At 68.4% G+C, this 17,527-nt stretch carries 19 protein-coding genes and 1 tRNA gene; 14 read left to right on the top strand and 6 right to left on the bottom strand.

Translation table 11 applies throughout. The features are described from left to right. Positions 1 to 186: 186 nt before the first annotated feature. Complete coding sequence (locus tag AABN02_RS19140; RefSeq protein WP_338416512.1) at positions 187 to 465, bottom strand: helix-turn-helix domain-containing protein; 279 nt, start codon at positions 463 to 465, stop codon at positions 187 to 189. On the opposite strand from AABN02_RS19140, the gene AABN02_RS19135 reads away from it, so the two are divergent. The 14 genes from AABN02_RS19135 (at position 458) to AABN02_RS19070 (ending at position 12,385) form a co-directional block, all read left to right on the top strand. Next, complete coding sequence (locus AABN02_RS19135) at positions 458 to 682, top strand: hypothetical protein (protein ID WP_338416511.1); 225 nt, start codon at positions 458 to 460, stop codon at positions 680 to 682. The two genes, AABN02_RS19140 and AABN02_RS19135, sit on opposite strands and share 8 nt — an antisense overlap. 12 nt (positions 683 to 694) lie before the next feature. Further along, positions 695 to 1,711 (top strand): UDP-glucose 4-epimerase GalE, encoded by a 1,017-nt coding sequence (gene galE, locus AABN02_RS19130; RefSeq protein ID WP_338416510.1) that lies wholly within the window; start codon positions 695 to 697, stop codon positions 1,709 to 1,711. A gap of 30 nt (positions 1,712 to 1,741) precedes the next feature. Further along, positions 1,742 to 2,479: a hypothetical protein gene (locus tag AABN02_RS19125; RefSeq protein WP_338416509.1), complete on the top strand. Its 738-nt coding sequence runs from the start codon at positions 1,742 to 1,744 to the stop codon at positions 2,477 to 2,479. Positions 2,480 to 2,541: 62 nt separating this feature from the next. After that, on the top strand, positions 2,542 to 3,186 hold the full coding sequence (locus tag AABN02_RS19120) for a DsbA family oxidoreductase (protein WP_338416508.1): 645 nt from the start codon (positions 2,542 to 2,544) through the stop codon (positions 3,184 to 3,186). A 35-nt stretch (positions 3,187 to 3,221) separates the two neighbouring features. Continuing rightward, complete coding sequence (locus tag AABN02_RS19115; RefSeq protein ID WP_338416507.1) at positions 3,222 to 4,502, top strand: glutamate-5-semialdehyde dehydrogenase; 1,281 nt, start codon at positions 3,222 to 3,224, stop codon at positions 4,500 to 4,502. Then, a complete protein-coding gene (gene queC / locus AABN02_RS19110) occupies positions 4,499 to 5,221 on the top strand; it encodes a 7-cyano-7-deazaguanine synthase QueC (RefSeq protein ID WP_338416506.1) in 723 nt (240 codons plus the stop codon). The genes AABN02_RS19115 and queC overlap by 4 nt, the downstream gene beginning before the upstream one ends. Positions 5,222 to 5,261: 40 nt before the next feature. Further along, the gene (locus AABN02_RS19105) at positions 5,262 to 5,858 is read left to right on the top strand and encodes a LemA family protein (protein WP_338416505.1); all 597 of its coding nucleotides are present in this window, start codon (positions 5,262 to 5,264) and stop codon (positions 5,856 to 5,858) included. Positions 5,859 to 5,947: 89 nt separating this feature from the next. After that, positions 5,948 to 6,835 (top strand): hypothetical protein, encoded by an 888-nt coding sequence (locus AABN02_RS19100; RefSeq protein WP_338416504.1) that lies wholly within the window; start codon positions 5,948 to 5,950, stop codon positions 6,833 to 6,835. 10 nt (positions 6,836 to 6,845) lie between these two features. After that, complete coding sequence (rsmB, locus tag AABN02_RS19095; RefSeq protein WP_338416503.1) at positions 6,846 to 8,195, top strand: 16S rRNA (cytosine(967)-C(5))-methyltransferase RsmB; 1,350 nt, start codon at positions 6,846 to 6,848, stop codon at positions 8,193 to 8,195. 51 nt (positions 8,196 to 8,246) lie between these two features. Then, positions 8,247 to 8,840: a DUF4390 domain-containing protein gene (locus tag AABN02_RS19090; protein ID WP_338416502.1), complete on the top strand. Its 594-nt coding sequence runs from the start codon at positions 8,247 to 8,249 to the stop codon at positions 8,838 to 8,840. Between the two features lie 10 nt (positions 8,841 to 8,850). Further along, positions 8,851 to 11,139 carry an ATP-binding protein gene (locus AABN02_RS19085; RefSeq protein WP_338416501.1) on the top strand — a complete coding sequence of 763 codons (2,289 nt, stop codon included), beginning with the start codon at positions 8,851 to 8,853 and terminating at the stop codon, positions 11,137 to 11,139. Between the two features lie 6 nt (positions 11,140 to 11,145). Then, the gene (locus AABN02_RS19080) at positions 11,146 to 11,904 is read left to right on the top strand and encodes a response regulator (RefSeq protein ID WP_338416500.1); all 759 of its coding nucleotides are present in this window, start codon (positions 11,146 to 11,148) and stop codon (positions 11,902 to 11,904) included. A 73-nt stretch (positions 11,905 to 11,977) separates the two neighbouring features. Further along, positions 11,978 to 12,053, top strand: a tRNA-Phe gene (locus tag AABN02_RS19075). A gap of 182 nt (positions 12,054 to 12,235) precedes the next feature. Next, positions 12,236 to 12,385, top strand: coding sequence for a hypothetical protein (locus tag AABN02_RS19070; protein ID WP_338416499.1), 150 nt, complete (start codon positions 12,236 to 12,238; stop codon positions 12,383 to 12,385). On the opposite strand, the gene pcl is transcribed toward AABN02_RS19070, so the two are convergent. From pcl to AABN02_RS19045, 5 genes are all read right to left on the bottom strand, one after another. Further along, positions 12,341 to 13,612, bottom strand: coding sequence for a 4-coumarate--CoA ligase (gene pcl, locus AABN02_RS19065; protein ID WP_338416498.1), 1,272 nt, complete (start codon positions 13,610 to 13,612; stop codon positions 12,341 to 12,343). The two genes, AABN02_RS19070 and pcl, sit on opposite strands and share 45 nt — an antisense overlap. Before the next feature lie 5 nt (positions 13,613 to 13,617). Beyond that, positions 13,618 to 14,019 (bottom strand): photoactive yellow protein, encoded by a 402-nt coding sequence (gene pyp, locus AABN02_RS19060; protein WP_338416497.1) that lies wholly within the window; start codon positions 14,017 to 14,019, stop codon positions 13,618 to 13,620. A gap of 75 nt (positions 14,020 to 14,094) precedes the next feature. Next, complete coding sequence (locus AABN02_RS19055; protein WP_338416496.1) at positions 14,095 to 16,254, bottom strand: methyl-accepting chemotaxis protein; 2,160 nt, start codon at positions 16,252 to 16,254, stop codon at positions 14,095 to 14,097. A gap of 148 nt (positions 16,255 to 16,402) precedes the next feature. Beyond that, complete coding sequence (locus AABN02_RS19050; protein ID WP_338416495.1) at positions 16,403 to 17,008, bottom strand: class I SAM-dependent methyltransferase; 606 nt, start codon at positions 17,006 to 17,008, stop codon at positions 16,403 to 16,405. Positions 17,009 to 17,051: 43 nt separating this feature from the next. Next, the gene (locus tag AABN02_RS19045) at positions 17,052 to 17,495 is read right to left on the bottom strand and encodes a rhodanese-like domain-containing protein (protein WP_338416494.1); all 444 of its coding nucleotides are present in this window, start codon (positions 17,493 to 17,495) and stop codon (positions 17,052 to 17,054) included. Positions 17,496 to 17,527 lie beyond the last annotated feature (32 nt).

The raw sequence follows: 17,527 nt of genomic DNA, 5'->3' as shown, positions 1-17,527 counted from the left end.
GGGCAATCGCGCTCGGTTCCGATCGGTCGTGTCTCAAAACGCGCGCGATTCGGAACGGTTTCTGCGCATTCTGTGATCAGGCGATTTGATGCAGATGTTTTGCGTAAGTCGTTGATCAGAAAAGGGAAAACGTGTTTTTCGCGCCTGCCCTGTGTGTCTCAATTCGAGTGATCCCCCACAGTGGCTTCAGGCGCTGGTTGTCCGTGTCGAGCTTGCAGTCCGACGCCTTCGGGAACCGCAACCCGGCGTCTCGGCCAGCCATGCCGTGTCCGGGTCGTTGCGCCACGCCGTCAGCCAGCGGCACATCACCACGTAGCCCGAGAACTTCTCACCAGCGGCCCGCAGTCGCTGCTGTTCGCCAATGGCCCGGTTCCACACCCAGCGGCACGCGCCCGCGAACCGGCGCAGGGCGTGTGCGGTGCCGGGCTTGGGGCGCAACTGGAAGCGGAAGGCTCGAATGGACATGATTGATACTGTATATAAAACCAGTCAAAAATGCCACAGGAAACTCAACCACCAAGCCAACGGCTCGCTGCGCGAGCCTGCGCTCCCTGAAGGACGGGGCTTCTCGCGCTTTCTGGTGAAATTGCTCGCTCCGGGTGGGCGGATCAGCGCTGTTCATCGGAAGGTCAGCGGATCGGAGTGCGGGTTTGCCACAATTCACCGCATCGCAGTTGCCTGAGAAACCACCCCCATGCCCACCATTCTCCTGACCGGCGCCACCGGCTACATCGGCTCCCACACCTGGATCGCGCTCAAGGAAGCCGGCTTCCAGGTGCTGGGCGTGGACAACTTCGCCAACAGCTCGCCCGTCGTGCTGGACCGCCTGACCACCCTGCTGGGCGAAAAGCCGGTGTTCGAGGAAGCCGACGTCAACGACACCGCCCGCATGGAGGACATCATTGCCCGCCACGGCGTGTCGGCCGTCGTCCACTTCGCCGCGCACAAGGCGGTCGGCGAATCGACGCAGAAGCCGCTCGAATACTTCCGCAACAACCTCGGCGGCCTGGTCAGCGTGGCCACCGCGATGAGCAACCAGGGTGTCAAGGCACTGGTGTTCAGCTCCTCGGCCACCGTCTACGGCCAGCCCGAGCGCCTGCCGATCACCGAGGACTGCGCGCTCTCGACCACCAACCCCTACGGCATGACCAAGCTGCTGGGCGAGCAGATGCTGCGCGAGCTGGAAGCGTGCGACCCGACGTGGGCCATCGCCTACCTGCGCTACTTCAACCCGGTCGGCGCCCACGCCAGCGGCCTGATCGGCGAAGACCCGCGCGGCATCCCCAACAACCTGATGCCCTACGTCACGCAGGTCGCTGTCGGCAAGCGCGCGCACCTGCAGGTCTTTGGCGGCGACTACGACACCGCCGACGGCACTGGCGTGCGCGACTACATCCACGTCGTCGACCTCGCCGCCGGCCACGTCGCGGCGCTGCGCCACCTGCTCGAAGCGAAGTCCTCGGTCACGGTCAACCTCGGCACCGGCCAGGGTTACAGCGTGCTCGACGTCGTCAAGGCCTTCGAGCGCGCCAGCGACCGCCCGGTCCCGTACAAGATCGTCGACCGCCGCCCGGGTGACATCGCGGCCTGCTACGCCGACCCGGCCGCCGCCGAACGCGTGCTGGGCTGGAAGGCCGAGCGCGGCATCGACCAGATGTGCCAGGACAGCTGGCGCTGGCAGTCGATGAATCCGCAGGGGTTTGTCGGCTAATATTCTATCAATCATGAAGAAGGGGGATTCATGAGCTTCATTGAAAATGTAATCAACGAATGCAAGCCAATGGAGTCGTTGCTGCGCGCGCACTTCGGCGCCACTGGCTATGGCTTGGGACAAATGGCAAGGTCCGCGGAAGATAATCTGGATGCCGACTTAATTCGTCGCATAAAAAAGATCGCCCGCATCAGAAACAGGCTGGCCCACGAAGCGGACTACAGCCACGGAGAGGAGCATCAACCGGGGTTCTTGAAAGAGTGCCAATCGGTGCATGCCCGACTGCAATCATTGGTATCTGACGAGCGCGCCGATGAAGAATCGAATGAAGGCGACGAGGTCGATGACGAACTCGATCCGACCCGAGAAGAAGCCATCGCTTCCATAGGGGACACGCTGGAAAACATTGAAGCGCATCGACAAACCTTAGCCGAAATATCGGGAGCACTGGAGGATGGCTTCCTTATTGTAATCAATGCAAACAACCTACCTCTTGAAATTCAAGTCGAGTCGGATCTAATTGATGATGATGAGCAGTCACATCGAATAAGTCTTGAACCCTATGGGATTGCATCTATCATTGATGAGGCTACTCTCACCATAAAAACCAAGCGCAAGGGCCGGACAAAGGTCGAAACATCACAGTTCAGCGTTGATTCTGAAACCTGTCTTTTCTACCGCATCTCTCTAGACGGAGAGGGGTTAGTATCGATAGATCCAGATCCTTCATGCCTAGAAAGGCTGTTGAAAACATTTTCACCTGATTGATGCTCAGGGTGCATAGAGCTTGGCAGAGTTCTACATCTAACTAGGTGTGGCATGCTTCGGGGATGAAAATCGATTTCGTCTCCGACGTCTCCTGCCCGTGGTGCGCCATCGGGCTCAACGCACTGGAACAGGCGCTCGCGCGGGTCGGCCCCGAGGTACAGGCCACGCTGCACTTCCAGCCCTTCGAGCTGAACCCGTCGATGCCCGCCGAAGGGCAGGACATCGTCGAGCACCTGACCGAAAAATACGGCATCTCCGCCGAGCAGATCGCCGCCAACACCGAGGCCATCCGCCAGCGCGGCGCGGGTGTCGGCTTCGCGTTCGGCCTGGGCAAGCGCAGCCGGATCTACAACACCTTTGATGCGCACCGGCTGCTGCACTGGGCCGGGCTGCAATCCGCCGAGGCCCAGCGCCGGCTCAAGCACGCGATGTTCAAGGCCTACTTCACCGACGGTCTCAGCCCGGGGGACCATGCGGTGCTGCTCGCCGCGGCCACCGCCGCAGGGCTGGACGCCGACGCGGCCCGCGCCGTGCTGGACAGCGATGCCCACGCCGACGACGTGCGGGAGCACGAATCCTTCTACCAGCAGGCTGGCATCCGCTCGGTGCCGGCGGTCATCCTCAACGACCGACACCTGATCTCCGGTGGGCAGCCGGTCGAGGTGTTCGAGCAGGCGCTGCGGCAGATCGCGGCTCAGGAGGGTTGAGCCCGGGCCCGGCGGGGCTCTGCGACAATTCCGGCATGAACACCCAGGACATCCCCGCCTACATGACCCGCGTCGGCGAGGCCGCCCGCGCCGCCGCGACCCGGATGGCCGCCGCCTCCACGAGCGCCAAGAACCGCACCCTGCTGGCCCTGGCCCGCCTGCTGCGCGACAACGTGGCCGCACTCGACGCCGCCAACGCGCTCGACCTGAACGCCGCCGCGGCCAACGGCCTGTCCGGCCCGATGCTCGACCGCCTCAAGCTCGGCGCCAAGGTCATCGCCACCGTCGCCGAAGGCTGCGAGCAGCTGGCCGCGATGCCGGACCCGGTCGGCGAGATCACCGGCGTCAAGCGCCGTCCGACAGGCATCAGCGTCGGCCAGATGCGCGTGCCGCTGGGCGTGTTCGGCATGATCTACGAGAGCCGCCCGAACGTGACGATCGAGGCCGCCTCGCTGGCCATCAAGAGCGGCAACGCCTGCATCCTGCGCGGCGGCTCGGAGGCGATCCACTCCAACCTGGCGCTGTGGAAGCTGGTGCAGGCTGCGCTGGTCGAAGCCGGTCTGCCCGCCACCGCGGTGCAGCTCGTCGAGACCACGGACCGCGCCGCCGTCGGCCAGTTGATCGCGATGCCGGCGTTTGTCGACGTGATCATCCCGCGCGGCGGCAAGGGCCTGATCGAGCGCATCTCGGCGGAAGCCAAGGTGCCCGTCATCAAGCACCTCGACGGCAACTGCCACACCTACATCGACGCCGAGGTCGACATTGCGCAGGCGCTGGTCGTCACCGACAACGCCAAGACGCAGAAATACAGCCCCTGCAACGCGACCGAGTCGCTGCTGGTGCATGTGAACCAGGCGACAGCGTTCCTGCCGCAGATCGGCGCGATCTTTGCCGCGAAGGGTGTCGAGATGCGCGCCTGCCCGCGCGCCAAGGCGATCCTGTCGGACGTGCCCGGCGCGACCGTGGTGGACGCGACTGAGGCCGACTGGTCCGAGGAATACCTCGCACCCGTCATCAGCGTGAAGGTGGTGGACACGCTGGACGAGGCCATCGCCCACATCAACCACTACAGCTCGCACCACACCGAAGCGATCCTGACGACCAACCACCCGAACGCGATGCGCTTCCTGCGCGAGGTGGACTCGGCCAGCGTGATGGTCAATGCGAGCACGCGCTTCGCCGACGGCTTCGAGTACGGCCTGGGCGCCGAGATCGGCATCTCGACCGACAAGTTCCACGCCCGCGGCCCGGTCGGGCTGGAGGGGCTGACCTCAATGAAGTGGGTCGTGCTCGGCCAGGGCGAGATCCGCCAATGAACGTCACCGCCGCCCGCGACCCGCGCACCGCCCTTGTGCTCTTCTCGGGCGGCCAGGACTCGACCACCTGCCTGGCCTGGGCGCTGGAGCGCTTCCGGCGCGTCGAGACGGTCGGCTTCGACTACGGCCAGCGTCACCTGATCGAGATGGACTGCCGCCTGACCGTGCGCGAGGCGCTGCGCGCGCAGTTCCCGCACTGGGCCGACCGGCTCGGCGACGACCACGTGCTCGACCTCGGCCTGATCGGCCAGCTCTCCGACACCGCGCTCACCGCCGAGCGCGAAATCGAGTTCCAGGCGAACGGCCTGCCGAACACCTTCGTGCCCGGCCGCAACCTGCTGTTCCTCGGCTTCGCAGCGACGCTGGCCTACCGGCGGGGCGCGTCGGTGCTGGTCGGCGGCATGTGCGAGACCGACTATTCGGGCTACCCGGACTGCCGCGACAACACGCTCAAGGCGCTGCAGGTGGCGCTGTCGCTCGGCCTGGCCACGCCGATGACGCTGGAAACGCCACTGATGTTCCTGACCAAGGCGCAGACCTGGGACCTGTCCGAACAGCTGGGGGGACGGACGCTGATCGAGCTGATCATCGAGCACACCCACACCTGCTACCTCGGCGAGCGCGGCCAGCGCCACCCGTGGGGCCACGGCTGCGGCCACTGTCCGGCGTGCGAGTTGCGCCACAAGGGCCACGCGGACTGGCTCGCCGACGCAGGCTGATCCCCGGCGGCCACCGTGCTGCCCACCCTGGAGACACGCGATGAACATTGCCACCCTGGTGATCCTGGCGGTGCTGGCGTTCTGGATGCTCGGCGCCCACAAGCGCCTCAAGCGCCTGCGCAGCAAGACCCACCACAGCTATGGCCCCCTGGCCAGCCACCTGCGCCACCGCCACGCCGTGGCACTGGCACTGGCCCAGGCCGCGCGCCCGCTGCTGTCCGGTGACCAGCATCCCGTTGCCGCCCAGCTGATCGATGCGGCGCGGCAGGCCGGCCGCGCCACCGACGAGGCGCAGGCCCGCGGCATGCGCGGCAATGCGCTGCAGGTGGTCGGCGCCGCCGAAGAGTCGCTCGGCACGCTGCTCGACACGCTGGTCAGCGAGTTGCAGGACCTGACCTCGGGCCTCGGCCCCGAGCCGGCCATCACCGAGCTGCTGCGCCAGCGCGACGCGCTGCAGGAGCAGATCCACATCAGCCGGCTGGTCTACAACCGCGAAGCCGAGCGCTACAACCACGCGCTGCACGTCTTCCCGACCACGCTGGTCGGACTGGCCTGGGGCTTCAAGACCGCCCCGCTGCTCTCCGGACAGGCGGCGCTGCGCCTGGCCGGCCATCCGAGCCACCCGATGCCGCTCTGAACGCAGGCTTGCGGAAACACTTTTCGGCTGGACAAGGCAGCGCCTCGGGGGGCAGGATGCCAAGACTTGCCGAATCTGCCATTTTTTGCATGCCCGCCCCTCTCCTGCTGCGTGCTCCACCCAGGCTGGACCCCGTGTCGCAGGACGCCTGGTCGCGGCTCGTGCGCCTGCGCAGCGAGGGCGAGCGCCGGGCCGCCGTGCTCGCGCTGCTGATGACCCCGGACAGTGCCCGCGAACGGCGCGCCTGGACGGACGCCACCCGCGGCGTCGATGCCAGCCCCCAGGTGCGCGGCTGGACACAGCAGCTGCCGCCCGGTGGCCGCCTGTCGGCGCTGGCGGTGCTGCTGCAGCAATGCGCCGCCGAGCCGCTGGAGGAGCGGCAGGCCCTGCTGCAGAGCCTGCGCCGCATGATGTGCGCCGACGGGCAGATCCGTCCGATCGACCGGCTGGCCTGGCTCGCGGTGCGCCACCGGCTGGCCGGGCCGGCCCGCCCCCACCGCGGCGGCGTGCGCGAGCACAACGAGCTGGAACACCTGCCGCTTGCGCTGCGCCAGGCCATCGCGCACTTCACCGCCTACCTCGCCCGCATGGTTCCGGAAGGTGCACCGGACGTGGACGGGGTCCTCGTCGGCGCGGCGGGCACCACCTGGTACGACACGGTGATGCGCGGCGTCTGGGGCGCCGAGGCCCCGCCACCGACCTGCCATGTGCCGGACGTGGACGGCCTCGGCCGCGCCTTGCAGGCGCTGCAGGCCCTCGGCTGGATGCACCGCCCGGTGCTGGCGCGGCTCTGGACCGATGCGGCCACCACCCGCCCGGGCCTGCTCGTGCACGCCGGCGAAGCCCTGCCGGCGGCCGCCGAGGCGCTCTGGCTGGCCTGCGCGCTGCTCGACACACCGCAGCCGCCCGCGCTCTCCTGCCATTTCATTCAGGCCCCGGTGGCCTCCGGTCAGGAACTGCAGGCCGGCGGCACGTAGACTGCCGCCCGTGAACTCCACCGCTGCAACTTCCTCCCACGCCCACAGCCTGCCGCTGTCCCGCCTGCTCGCCCACACGGCCGACGCCGTTGCTGCCGTGCGCAGCGGCCGCTCGCTGACGGAGGCACTGGCCGCCTGTCCCGCGCCCGCCCGCCCGGGCACCCAGTCCCTCAGCTTCCACGTCATGCGCTGGATGGGCGGCGCCGAAGCCGCCCGCGAGCGCCTGGCCCCGCGCATGCCGCCGCCGCGCGTCGACGCGCTGCTGATCACCGCGCTGGCCCTGCTCTGGCCGGACGCCGCCGCGCCCTACCCGGACCACACGCTGGTCGACCAGGCCGTCGCCTGCGCGCACCAGATCGCCCCCAAGAGCGCGAGCTTCGTCAACGCGATCCTGCGCCGCTTCCTGCGCGAGCGGGACGCGCTGGTCGCCGACCTGAAAGCGACGCTGCCGGTCGCCCGCCACCAGCACCCGCGCTGGTGGATCGACCAGCTGCAGCGCGACTGGCCCCGCCAGTGGACCGAACTGCTGGCCGAAGCCAACCAGGCCGCGCCGATGATGCTGCGGGTCCATGCCGGCCACGGCGATGCCGCCCGCTACGTGGCCGAACTCGCCGCGGCGGGTCTGGGCGCGGTGGCCGTCGGCGCCCACGCGGTCGTGCTGGACCAGCCGGTGCCGGTGCAGCTGCTGCCCGGCTTCGCGGAAGGCCGGGTCTCGGTCCAGGACCTGTCCGCGCAACGCGCCGCCCCGCTGCTGCTGGGCACCGGCCCGGACGCCCTGCCCGCCGGTGCCCGCGTGCTGGACGCCTGCGCCGCACCCGGCGGCAAGACCGCGCACCTGCTGGAGCTGCGGCCGGATCTGGAACTGCTCGCCCTCGACAGCGACGCTGTCCGGCTGCAGCGGGTCGCGGAAACGCTGGCACGCCTGCACCTGCTCGGCGCCCGCACCGCCGCCGCCGACGCCCGCGACACCGCCGCATGGTGGGACGGCCGGCCCTTCGACGCCATCCTGCTCGATGCTCCCTGCAGCGCCTCGGGCATCGTGCGCCGCCATCCGGACGTGCGCTGGCTGCGCCGCGCCAGCGACATCGGCGACCTCGCCCGCACCCAGCGCGCGCTGCTCGACACGCTGTGGCCGCTGGTGCGCCCGGGCGGGCGGCTGGTGTACGCCACCTGCTCGGTCTTCCGGGCGGAGGGTGCCGGTCAGATTTCAGCGTTTTTGCAACGCCATGCCGACGCCAGCGCCGGACAGGCGCCCGGCCACCTGCTGCCGCTGACCGACAATCCGCCGCAGGCAGGTGCCACGGTGCCCGTGCCGGCCGGCGATGGATTTTTCTACGCCCGGCTGGACAAGCAGCCCTGATCCGTTCTTTCTCTGCGCCGGAAGCCCCGGTCCCACGCCAACGTGCCGCTCGTGTCGACGCCCCCGATTGCCCGCTGCACCCGCCGCCCTGGCGGGCGCATGCGCCTGCGCACGGCGGTGATCGTGTGCCTGACGCTGCTCAGCCTGCTGCTGACGGCGGTGCCGGCCCGTGCGCTGGACCTGCTGCGCCTGGACGCCCAGCGCAGCGAACGGGGAGTGCAGGTGAATTTCGAGACCCGTTTCGACCTGCCGGCGGGGGTGGAAGACGCCTTGCAGCGCGGTGTGGCGCTGCATTTCCTGGCCGAGGCGGTGCTGATGCGCTCGCGCTGGTACTGGCGCGACAAGGAACTCGCCCGCGCCACCCGCACCTGGCGCATCGCCTACCAGCCGCTGACCTTCAGCTACAAGGTCAGCCAGGGTGGGCTGTCGCAGACCTACCGCTCGCTCGGCGAGGCGCTGCGGGCGCTGCAGCGCTTCAGCCAGTGGCGCATCGCCGACCAGGTGTCGGCCGACGAGGACCGCTGCTACGTCGAATTCACCTACAAGCTCGACACCGAGCAGCTGCCTCGGCCGCTGCAGATCGGCATCGGCAGCCAGCCGGAATGGACACTGGGTGTGGCGCGTACCATCGCCCTGCCCGACTGACCCTGCCGACATGAGCCGCCGTTCCCTGCGCTGGACCCTGCTGATCGCCCTGCTGGCGGTGGGCGGCACCGTGCTGGTGCTGGCCTTCCTGCTGTCGATCGCCACCAACAACCGGGTGCTGTACGAGCGCAACTACGGGTGGCTGCTGTGGGTGAACATCGGGGTGGCCGCCGCGCTCGGACTGGTCATCCTGGTGGCCCTCACGCACCTGGCGCGGCGCATGCGCCACGGCAAGTTCGGCAGCAAGCTGCTGTTCAAGCTCGCCGCCATCTTCGCCTTCGTCGGTGTGCTGCCGGGGGCGCTGATCTATGGCGTGTCCTACCAGTTCGTCTCGCGTTCGATCGAGAGCTGGTTCGACGTCGAGGTCGAGGGCGCGCTGGAATCCGGTCTCAACCTCGGCCGTACCACGCTGCAGCTGCTGGTCAACGACGTCGCCACCAAGACCCGCCTGGCCGCTGAAAACGCCACCGAGAACTCCGACCGGCTCAAGCTGCTGACGCTGGAGCGCCTGCGCGAGCAGCTCTCGGCGCAGAGCGTGGCGCTGCTGTCGCCCACCGGGCAGGTGATCGTGTCGGCCGGCGGCGTGGTGGGCGCCGCCATGCTGCCCGACCGGCCGACCGCCACCATGATGCGCCAGGCGCGCAACCTGCGCGTCTTCGCCCAGCTCGAAGGCCTGGACGCGGACACCCCGCCCGACCCGCTGGACAAGTCCGCCAGCCAGGCGCGCGTGCGGGCGATCGCCTGGATGCCGTCCAACAGCTTCAGCCTCGGCAGCGAGGACCGCTACCTGCAGGTCACCCAGCTCGTGCCGCCGGAGCTGGCCGCCAACGCGCTGCGCGTGCAGACTGCGTACAGCGAGTACCAGCAGCGCGCCCTCGGCCGCGGCGGGCTGCGCAAGATGTACATCGGCACGCTGACGCTCACGCTCATCCTCGGCGTCTTCAGTGCGCTGCTGATGGCGGCCGGCCTGGGCCACCAGCTCGGCCGGCCACTGGTGATGCTGGCCGAGGGCGTGCGCCAGGTGGCCAGCGGCGACCTGAGCCCGACCGAGGTCTTCGCCTCGCGCGACGAACTGGGCGGACTGACCCGCTCCTTCGCCGTGATGACGCAGCAGCTGGCCGACGCGCGCGGCCTCGTGCAGCGCAGCCTGGCCGAGGTCGAGAGCGCCAAGACCCACCTGCAGACCATCCTCGACAACCTCACCTCCGGCGTCATCGTCTTCGACGCCGATGGCACGATCAACACCGTCAACCCCGGTGCGGCCCGCATCCTGTGCGTCGCCCCGAGCGCCTGGGCCGGCCAGACGCTGGACCAGCTGCCCGGTCTGGAGGCCTTCGCCCGCACCGTTGCCCAGCACTTCTCGACCCATGCTGCCGATCTGGATGCCGGTGAGCATGGCGACGCTGGCCGCGGCCACTGGCAGGAAGCCCTCGCGCTAGGACATGCCGAATCGGGCCAGACCCTGCTGGTGCGCGGCGCGCTGCTGCCCGAGGGCGCGCGCCTGATCGTCTTCGACGACATCACCGACGTGGTCTCGGCGCAGCGCAGCGTGGCCTGGGCCGAGGTCGCGCGGCGGCTGGCCCACGAGATCAAGAACCCGCTCACGCCGATCCAGCTCTCGGCGGAGCGGCTGCAGCACAAGCTCGAAGCGAAACTTACAGGCACGGACCAGCAGATGCTGGTGCGCTCGGTCGGCACCATCGTGGCGCAGGTCCAGTCGATGAAGACCCTGGTCAACGAATTCCGCGACTACGCCCGCCTGCCGGCCGCCCAGCTGCTGCCGATCGACCTCAACGAGCTGGTCACCGAGGTGCTCGGCCTGTACGCGGTGCAGCAGGAAAGCGGCCGGCTCCACGCGCAACTGGCGCCTGATCTGCCAGCGTTGGCCGGAGATGCGAGCCAGTTGCGGCAAGTCATCCACAATCTGGTTCAGAATGCACTCGACGCCGTGGACGACCAGCCAGGTGGACAGGTCACCATTTCGACCGAGGCCGCGCGGCTGGATGACGGCTCGGCGCGTGCCATTCGCCTCAAGGTGGTGGACAATGGCCCAGGTTTCTCCGAAAAAATCCTGAAACGTGCGTTCGAACCTTACGTCACCACCAAAGCCCGCGGCACGGGTCTCGGGCTGGCGGTGGTCAAGAAGATCGTCGAGGAACACGGCGCCAAGATCCGGTTGAACAACTTGTCCGACGAAACACAGGAAGCTGCCCACGGCCCGACGCGAACCGGGGCGCAGGTATCCATTTCCTTTTCGCGGTGGGCTCGCCCACCCTCTGCCGACGTCAGCGCGTCCTGATCACCCATGGCCAATATTCTTGTCGTCGATGATGAAATGGGCATTCGTGCCCTGCTGCAAGAAATCCTGACCGACGAAGGGCACAGCGTCGAGCTGGCCGAAAACGCCGCTCAGGCACGCACCCTGCGTGAACGCCAGCGCCCCGATCTGGTGCTGCTGGACATCTGGATGCCCGATGTGGACGGCATCACCCTGCTCAAGGAATGGGGCACCGGCTCGCAGCTCAACATGCCGGTGATCATGATGTCCGGTCACGGCACCATCGACACCGCGGTCGAAGCCACCAAGTACGGTGCGATGGCCTTCCTCGAAAAACCGATCACGCTGCAGAAGCTGCTGCGGGCGGTCGAACAGGGGCTGTCCAAGCCGGCGCCACGCGGCGCAGCCCCGGCGGGCGGCACCAGCGCACCCGAGACGGGCAGCCAGGGCCTGGCCCGCATCGAGCGCGCGGACTATCTGCCCGCCGTGGAAACCGCGCACTACGCTGCACCGTCCCACAGCCATTCCAATGGCAGCGGCGCCACCCTGTCGCCCAGCATCACCATGGCCAGCGGCCCCCAGGCCGAGCAGATCTTCCTGCTGGACCGGCCGCTGCGCGAAGCCCGTGACGCGTTCGAGAAGGCCTATTTCGAGTTCCACCTTGCCCGCGAGAACGGCAGCATGACCCGTGTGGCCGAGCGCACCGGGCTGGAACGCACCCACCTGTACCGCAAGCTCAAGCAACTCGGCGTTGACCTGACCCGCAACAAGCGCGGTGCGAGTTGATCGTCCGAAAATATTTTCGAGCGTAGCTATTGCGTGATTCGAAATTCACGTGTCATAATAGCGCTCTCTTGACGGCCAAGTAGCTCAGTTGGTAGAGCAGCGGATTGAAAATCCGCGTGTCGGTGGTTCGATTCCGCCCTTGGCCACCAGAATTCTGTAATGAAATCAACGGGTTAGGTGCTCAGGCTCCTGGCCCGTTTTTCTTTGTACCCACCAGGACAAGCACATCCCAAGTCTCCACCCCGGAACACCCTTCCACCTCAACGAATCCGCCGGTCTGGCCCAGTTCGGTCTGGCCCACACGAAAGTCGTCGCCTACCTGAGCGAGTCCGTGTGCAGAGCCCGCTTCAAGCCCGCGCACCGCAACGCCAGCTTCTCCGAACTGCTCGTGACCAACGCCGAGCACATCAACGCCGCGGTGTCGCGCCGGTTCACCTCAGGGGCCGAGAGCACCTTCGTGCTGCGCCCGACCGACTTCTGATCGGCGGCACGGCCAGTCCGCGGCCTTGCCCAGGGCATTGACCGGCAGCCGGTCACCGAGCGTGAAGGCCTTGGGGCGCTCCGCAGCCGTCAGGCGCTGCGCCACCCAGCGCGCCAGTTCATCGGGCAGCACCTGCTGATCGGCGCCTGCCCGGGGCACGACAAACGCCTTGAGCCGCTCGCCCTCGTCGGGCGACATGCGCCGCACGGCGGCTTCCTGCACCTGCGGATGGGCCAGCAGCACCTGCCGCACGCGGTCCGGAAACACGTTGGTGCCGCCGACCTGCACGGCCTGGTCCAGCCGCCCGCTGACCGTGAAGTCCACGGCACCACACCAGTCGAGCTGGTCCTGCAGCGGCTGCGTGCGCTGTCCGCCCTGCGGCTCCTCGCGTTGCAGGACGCGGTCGTCGCCGCAGGGGCGGGACCAGTGCGGCATCAGCCGGAACGGTCCGGCCGGGGTGTCACGCCAGCCGATGCCGGCGGTTTCCGAACTGCCGTAGACCTGCACCAGTCGCTGCAGACCACACCCGATCAGCTGATCGGCCAGTCCAGCTGGACAGGGCGCCGTGGAACTCACCCCCACCACACCGGGTGGCAGCCCGCCGCCATGGCGTGCCACCAGCGCCCAGTGGGCCGGATGGCTGACCAGCAGATCCCCTGGCGCCAGGAGACCTGCCAGCGCCTGGGGCGTCACCCGACGCACATCCTGCACCCCCGCACCGTCCCAGCGCAGTGGTAGCAGCACGGTGAACAGGAAGCCGTAGATGTGGTGGGCCGGCACGGCGCTGAACACCCTGCGGCGCCCCGCCAGCAACTCGCTCAGGAAATCGACCTCCTGCTCCAGCGAGGCCAGTTCGTGGACGCAAGGCTTCGGCGTTCCGCTGCTGCCGGAGGTGCGGAAGGTCAGGCGCTGGCTGACATGGTCCAGGCCGAGGCGGGCCAGTTCGACCCAGTCGCCAAAGCGTCGGCGCACCAGCAACAGGTCCTCGACGCCGCTCTCGTGCAGGTGCAGCGCCTCGTTCAGCGCCGAGGCCACCGCCATCCGCTCCAGCGAATCCAGGCCCAGCCCCTCTTCATCGAGCAGCATGCCGGACGACCAGGGCAGCGCCGGAATGGCACACCCACCCGGACGCAGGTGGGCGAGTTCATCCGCGATCAGATCGGCCAGGAACCGCTCCAGCACGCCGGGCACGCACCACCAGCCAATGCGCTGCAACGGGGTCGCCATCGCGCTCACAGCCGCTTGACGAAGATCCAGAACGTGTCACCCGACATCGCGCGCTTCATGTGGACCTTCACCTTGGTGGCCTTCATCTGGTTGTCGAAGACGTACTCGAACACGGTGTTCAGATCGCCGTCCTTCACGCCGGCATCGAAGATGCCCTTGAACGCAGGCCGGTTGGTGCAGGGGGCGACATCGCGGAAGAAATTGCGGCCGATCACCGCCTGCGGATCCCGCCCCGTGATGGCGCCTTCGGTCGCGTTGTACTTGAGGATCTTGCCGTCGGCATCGACTTCCACGGCACCGAAGGCCAGCTTGTTGAGCTGCGCCGGATTCAGCCGGGCCAGCACGTTCTCGATGTCGGTCTTGCCGAAATTGATCATTTCGACCTTGGGGAATGCTGCAATCGTCATGGCACGGACCTGTTCAGGGGAGGAATCCTGCTCATCGGCCAATCTGCCCGGGCCTTGAGACTGATCGTCAGCGACTCAGAAGCGCTCCCATTCGTCGGTTCCGGTGCGCTCTGGTACAGCCGCTGGGGGCGCAGAGGCTGGTGGTGCAGCGTGCCCGGACTGGCGGGGGATCGACCTGGCCGCCTTCTGCGCAAAGTCGGGGCGGCTCACGTTGCCGGCCCGGTCCTCGCCGCGGCGCTCGCTGCCACTCCAGGCATCGTTCGCAACCGGCAGGTACGGCTGGGCGCTGGCACTCGCAGCCCCCGCAGACCCGAGCTTGAACAGCGCCACCGCCTGCACCAGTTCGTGGGCCTGCTGCTTGAGTCCCTCTGCCGCGGCTGCCGACTCCTCGACCAGCGCCGCGTTCTGCTGCGTCACCTGGTCCATCTGGCCGACGGCCTGCCCGACCTGCTGCACGCCGAGACTCTGCTCGGCACTGGCCACGCTGATCTGGGCGACGATCTCGCTGACACGCTTGATGGCCTCGACCACCTCGTCGACCGTGCGACCGGTCTGGCTGACCAGCGCGGACCCTTGCTCGACCCGCTCGACGCTGGCGTTGATCAGGGTCTTGATTTCCCGCGCTGCAGCCGCCGACCGCTGGGCCAGCGAGCGCACCTCGCCCGCCACCACCGCAAAGCCGCGGCCCTGCTCGCCGGCCCGCGCGGCTTCCACCGCGGCGTTCAGCGCCAGGATGTTGGTCTGGAAGGCGATGCCGTCGATCACGCCGATGATCTCGGCGATCTTGCGCGACGCGGCGCTGATGCCGTCCATCTTCTCCACGACCTGACCCACCATCTCGCCACCGCGCACCGCGATGCTGGTCGCGTTCTGGGCCAGGGCGTTGGCCTGCCGGGAACTCTCGGCGTTGTTGCTGACGGTCGTGTTGAGCTGCTCCATCGTCGCAGCGGTTTCCTCCAGGGCGCTGGCCTGCTGCTCGGTGCGGGCGCTCAGATCCAGATTGCCCTGGGCGATCTGCACGCTGGCCGTGGCCACGCTGTCGGCGTTCTGGCGCACGCTGCCCACCACCCGGATCAGCGAGGCCTGCATCGCCGCCATCGCCGTCATCAGCTCGCCCAGTTCGTCGCGGGAGGTCGCTGGCGGCGCATGGCTCAGGTCTCCAGCGGCAATGCGCGCGGCCGAAGCACGCGCCGACTCCACCGCGGCCGAGATCGACCGCGTCACCGTCCGGCCCAGTGCAATGCCCAGCGCGCTCAGCAGCAGACAGGACCCGAGCAGCAGCCACTCGAACTGGCGGGTCGCCTGCATGTGCGCCGTCAGCCTCGCCTCCAGCACCTCACCGGCCTGCTGCTCCAGCGCATAGACCTGGTCGAGCGATTCCGTCATGGCCTTGAAGTAGTCGGCCGAGGCCAGGGTCAGCGCCGCGGCGTCCACGATCCGTTCCTGCGTCAGCTTCTGCGCGGTCGCGGTTGCCGTCTGGACGCGGGCCAGGCTGTCGGCCAGCCGGACCTTCGCGGCCGGCTCCACGTCGAAGACCTTCTCCAGATTGAGCGCCACCTCGCGCAGCTGGAGTTGCATCATCTGGCCCAGGACCAGCATGCCGGCCTTCTGGTCGGAGGTCACCTCCTGGCGGGTCAGGGCCAGCGCGCCCATGCCCCCCAACTGCCCCAGCAGTTCGGACAGTGCCGGCGCTTTCTGGAGCCCAGCGACGGCCAGGAAATAGGTGCCCGGATCGGACTCCAGGATCAGCCCGGACACGTCCAGCACACGGCCATGCAGCTCCAGCGTGCGGGCAAGCAAGGCCGTGTGACGCTCGAAACTCTGTGGCGCCGACAGGCTGCGGCCCGCCACGTCCTTGGCCAGCGCCCGCCATTCACTCGCCACTTGCTCCCACTCCGTCCGCAGGCGCGGCGAGCCATCCAGCTGGTGGAGCAGTGTGTCGACGGTCTCGACCGCCTGCTCGGTCTCGGCCTGGCGGGCACTGCGCTGGGATTCGAGGTCGGACTGGCCGCTCAGGGTCGCGGCGGACAGGCCGCGGTGCTGCTGGGTGAGCTGGATCAATCGCAACAGCCCGCGGGAGGGCGCGAGCCCCGCCAGCTCGGCCCGATCGCGTGCCAGGTCTCGCTCGACACTGCGCACGGAGTACGCCAGCGGCAGCGCCACCACCCCTGCAGCCACCGCACTCAGCAGGAAAAATTTGCGCGAAAGTCGAAGATTGCGGATGAATTGGGGCATGTTGGACTCGTGACGGCAGGGCTCGAAGCGCTTCCAGTCGATGGAATCACGCTGCTTGCAGTATCGACACCCGGTCTCGCCCCTGCGGCCTGAAGTACCCCGCCAACCCCTGTCAATTCTGCGGAATCCGGGCAGCCCGCGGCGCGCGTCAACCGAGGCGGCGGCCCACGTAGCGGGTGACGCAGCCGGCGCCCTGGTGCCCCGGCCCCTCGTCGAGCAGCACCTCGCCCTCCCAGCCCAGCAGTTCGTCGCACAGCCCGGCAAAGTCGTCGCGCAACTGCGCCAGCGTGTACAGCATGTCGACGTCCTTCGGCCCCCCGCTGGCGCGCCCGAGCTGGTCCGGGTGGAAGGCCTCGACGATCACCACGCCGCCCGACGCCAGTCCCCGCGCCAGCCGGCGGTGCGCCCCGGCGCGGAAGGCCGACGGCAGGTGCACGAAGACCAGTACCAGCGCGTCCCAGCGGCCCGGCATCGGCGCCCAGACCTCGAGATCGCCTGCCTCGATGTCGAGCGACACCCCGCGCTCGGCCGCCAGCGCACGCGCCTTGTCCAGCCCGACCTGCGACGAATCGACCGAGCAGACCCGCATCCCCTGCTGCGCCAGCCAGACGCCGTTGCGCCCTTCCCCGTCCCCCGGCACCAGCACCCGCCCGCCAGGTGTCAGCCGCCCCGACTCGGCCTGCAGGAAGGCATTCGGCGCGGTGCCGTACTTGTAGCCGGGTTCGGCGAAACGCTGGTTCCAGAAATGGCGCATCGGGATCGGTCCGGGACAGGGAGAAGGCGACAAGGATGACAGATCAGCGCGGCGGCGCCACCAGCGGCCAGCCCTTGCCCGCCCAGCCACCCATGCCCCCGTGCACGTAGCGCACGTTCGTGTAGCCCTGCTCCCGCAGCGCCGCCGCGACCTTGCTCGACCGGCTCTGGGTCTGGCAGATCAGCAGCACCGGCTGGGCCGCGTCCCGGGGAATCTCGCCCAGGCGCGCGCCAAGCTGGCTCATCGGCAGCAGCGTCGCCCCCGCTGCAACACCCGTGGCCTGCTCCTGAGGCTCCCGGATGTCGAACAGGCGCACGCGCCCGGTGGCCAGTTCGGCCCGCGCCACGTCCAGGTTCACCGACCTGCCTTCGGCCTCGTCGGCATTCGAGCAAGCCACCAGCCAGCTCAGCGCCAGTGCCGCACCCAGCAAGCCGAATCGACGCCGGGACCGCCCACGCGGGGCTTCAGAACAAACAGAAACTTTCATACCGCATTTATACACCCACCCGTATCATGGCC

Source organism: uncultured Sphaerotilus sp. (assembly GCF_963924895.1).
Lineage (GTDB): Bacteria > Pseudomonadota > Gammaproteobacteria > Burkholderiales > Burkholderiaceae_C > Sphaerotilus.
Note: the sequence above shows the minus strand (reverse complement) of the source record. Positions and strands in the feature narration are given on the sequence as shown.